This is a genomic window from Archangium sp. (assembly GCF_045802675.1).
GTDB lineage: Bacteria > Myxococcota > Myxococcia > Myxococcales > Myxococcaceae > Archangium.
Genome location: NZ_JBJMQO010000106.1, coordinates 1 through 3,784, shown reverse-complemented (window position 1 = coordinate 3,784; position 3,784 = coordinate 1). Strand labels below are relative to the sequence as shown.

The 3,784-nt window shown below is 71.3% G+C and carries 1 protein-coding gene; it reads right to left on the bottom strand.

Features of this window, described 5'->3' with window-relative positions; all coding sequences use genetic code 11:
* On the bottom strand, positions 1-3,771 hold a 3,771-nt coding region (locus ACJ8AN_RS29965; RefSeq protein ID WP_407758935.1), incomplete at its 3' end, for an amino acid adenylation domain-containing protein.
* Between the last annotated feature and the right edge of the window lie 13 nt (positions 3,772-3,784).

The following is a 3,784-nucleotide window of genomic DNA, read 5'->3' as shown; positions in this document are numbered from 1 at the left end:
GCGGAACAGCGGGCCACGCGCCAGGTCGAAGGAGCGCAGGCTCTCTTCGGTGGCCAGGCGACGGAGCTCGGACTCGCGCTGGGCGTCGGGGACGGAGCCCAGGTCCACCACGGCCAGCGGCACCGCCAGGGCCGGGGAGATGACCTGGACGGGGCCCTCGGAAGAGGACTGGAAGGTGGTGCGCAGCGACTCGTGACGCTCGGTGAGCGCGGCGAAGGACCGCTCCAGCGCCGATACGTCCAGGCTTCCCTCCAGCCGCAGCGCGGCGGGGATGTTGTAGAGGGGAGTGCCGGGCTCGAGCTGATCGAGGAACCACAAGCGCTGCTGGGAGAAGGACACAGGCAGCGGCGCCCCGTCGCGAGCGACGGGGACGAGCGCAGGCACCTGCATGCCCTTGCCGGCGCGCACGGCGGAGTCCACGCGAGAGGCCAGGGCGGCCACGGTGGGAGCCTCGAAGAGGGCACGCAGGGGCAGCTCCACGCCGAAGCCGGCGCGGATGCGGCTGATGACCTGGGTGGCCAGCAGGGAGTGGCCGCCCAGCTCGAAGAAGTTGTCACCGGCGCCCATGCGCTCCAGGCGCAGCACCTGGGCCATGAGCCCGGCCAGCAGCTCCTCGGTGGGAGTGCGTGGGGCGACGAAGGCCGCGCTCGTCTCCGCGGCCATGTCCGGAGCGGGGAGGGCCTTGCGGTCGAGCTTGCCGTTGGGGGTGAGGGGAAGGGCGTCCAACACCACGAAGGCGGAGGGCACCATGAAGGCCGGCAGCCGCTGCTTGAGCTGGTCACGCAGGGAGGCCACTTCGAGCGGGTGGCCCTGGTGAGCCACGACGTAGGCCACCAGACGCTTGTCGCCGGGCACGTCCTCGCGAGCGACGACAATGGCGTCACGCACGCCGGAGTGGGCGAGAAGGGCCGACTCCACTTCACCCAGCTCGATGCGGAAGCCACGCACCTTCACCTGGAAGTCGATGCGGCCCAGGTAGTCCAGGGTGCCGTCGGCCGTCCAGCGCACCTTGTCGCCGGTGCGGTACATGCGAGCACCCGGGGTGGAGCTGAAGGGGTTGGGGAGGAAGCGTTCGGAGGTGAGCTCCGGGCGGTGCAGGTAGCCGCGAGCCAGGCCGGCGCCGGCCAGGTAGAGCTCGCCGGGGACGCCCGCGGGCAGCGGGTGCAGGCGCTCGTCGAGCACGTAGGCCTGGGTGCCCGCCAGGGGCCGGCCAATGGAGGGAGGGCGTTGGGAGTCGGAGGGCACCCGCTCGAAGGTGGAGTAGGTGGTGTCCTCGGTGGGGCCGTAGAGGTTGTAGAGGGCCTGGACGGTGCCGGTGGAGTAGAGGGCCTGGGCCAGGGCGGCGGGAAGGGGCTCGCCGGCGAGGTTGACGGTGTGCACGGAGGAGGGCAGCGAGCCCATGCGCACCAGTTCCGCCATGGCGGAGGGGACGGTGTTGACGAGCCGCACCTCGGAGGCGGAGGGCAGGGAGGGCAGGGCCAGGGCGTTGTCGGCCAGGTACACGCAGCCGCCGCAGCTGAGCGGAGCGAAGAGCTCGAAGACGGACAGGTCGAAGCTGACCGAGGTGGCGGCGAGCACGGCCGCCAATTGGTGGGGGGAGAAGGTGGCGAGCGACCAGTGGATGAAGGCGACGGCGCTGCGGTGCTGCAGGGCCACGCCCTTGGGACGGCCGGTGGAGCCGGAGGTGTAGAGCACGTACGCCAGGTGCTCGGGGCCGCTGAGGCGCACCGGGGCGTGGTGAGGCTGGTGGGCAATGGACTGGAAGCCGTCCAGCAGCACGGTGTGGGAGCCGGGCAGGGAGAGGCCCTCGGCCAGAGAGCGCTGGGTGAGGAGCACGGGGCTGCGCGCGTCCTGGCGCATGTAGGCCAGACGCTCGCGGGGGTAGACGGGGTCCAGGGGGATGTAGGCGCCAGCGGCCTTGAGGACGCCGAGCAGGGCGACGACGAGCTCGGTGGAGCGCTCCAGGCAGACGGCGACGGAAACCTCGGGGCCGACACCCAGCGAGCGCAGGTGGTGGGCGAGCTGGTTGGCCAGGGAGTCCAACTGCCGGTAGCTCAGGCGCTGGGTGCCGACCACCAGGGCGGTGGCCTCGGGAGTGGCTTGCACCTGCTGCTCGAAGAGGTAGTGCAGCGCGCCGTCCTGGGCGGGCTCGGCGGCGGTGTGGTTCCAATCCACCAACACCTGCCGGCGCTCGGCCTCCGTCAGCAGCGACAGCTCGGAGAGACGCTGGTCGGGGCGAGCGGTGAGGCTCTCGAGCAGCACGCGCAGGTGGCCCAGCATGCGAGCCGCTGTAGCCTCCTCGAACAGGTCCGTGTTGTAGCTGAGATTGGCGGCCAGACCGTGGGTGCCCTCGGTGAGCGTGAGGGTGAGGTCGAACTTGGCGACTGCGTTGTCCGCCTCGACGCCGCGCAGGGTGAGGCCCGGCAGGGACAGCTCCTGCTGAGGCGTGTTCTGCAGGATGAACATCACCTGGAACAGCGGCGTGCGGCTCAGGTCGCGCTCGGGCCGGAGCTCCTCGACGAGCTTCTCGAAGGGGACGTCCTGGTGGGCATAGGCACCCAGGGCGGTCTCCCGCACGCGGGAGAGCAACTCACGGAAGGAGGGGTTGCCGTCGAGCTTCGTGCGCAGCACGAGGGTGTTGATGAAGAAGCCGATGAGGCCCTCGGTTTCCGCCTGGGTACGGCCGGCGATGGGAGAGCCGACGGAGATGTCGTCCTGGCCTGAGTAGCGCGACAGCAGGAGCTGCCAGGCGGCCAGCAGCACCATGAAGGGCGTGGCGCCTTCGCGCTGGCCCAGTGCCTTGAGCGACTCGGCCAGAGCGTGAGGCAGGAGGGTGGACTGGCTGGCGCCGCGGTGGGACTGCACGGCGGGGCGAGGCTTGTCGGTGTGCAGCTCCAGGGTGCGAGGCGCACCGGAGAGGTGCCGACGCCAGTACGAGAGCTGGGTCTCCAGCGCCGTACCCTGCAACCAGCCTCGCTGCCAGGCGGCGTAGTCGGCGTACTGCACCGGCAGGGCGGGCAGCGCGGAGGGCTGGCCCGAGGTGAAGCCCTGGTAGAGCGCGGCCAGCTCGCGGATGAGCACGCCGGTGGACCAGCCGTCGGAGACGATGTGGTGCATCGTCAGCAGCAGCACATGGTCCTGGGCGCTCAGGCGCAGCAGGGTGGCGCGGAACAGCGGGCCGCGAGCCAGGTCGAAGGGCCGCATGGCCTCTTCACCCGCGAGGCGACGGAGCTCGGACTCGCGCTGGGCGTCGGGGACGGAGCCCAGGTCCACCACGGCCAGCGGCACGGCGAGGGCCGGGGAGATGACCTGGAGGGGGCCCTCGGAAGAGGACTGGAAGGTGGTGCGCAGCGACTCGTGACGCTCGATGAGCGAGGAGAAGGAGCGCTCCAGGGCCGGGACGTCCAGGGCGCCCTGGAAGCGGACGGCCATGGGGATGTTGTAGAGGGGGCTGCCGGGCTCGAGCTGGTCGAGGAACCACAGGCGCTGCTGGGCGAAGGACAGCGGCAGCGGCGCCCCGTTGCGAGCGACGGGGACGAGCGCAGGCACCTGCATGCCCCTGCCGGCGCGCACGGCGGAGTCCACGCGGGAGGCCAGGGCGGCAACGGTGGGAGCCTCGAAGAGGGCGCGCAGGGGCAGCTCCACGCCGAAGCCGGCGCGGATGCGGGACATGAGCTGGGTGGCCAGCAGCGAGTGGCCTCCCAGCTCGAAGAAGTTGTCGCACGCGCCTACCGGGCTCACCGAGAGCAGCTCCTCCCAGAGACGAGCCACTTGCAGCTCGAGG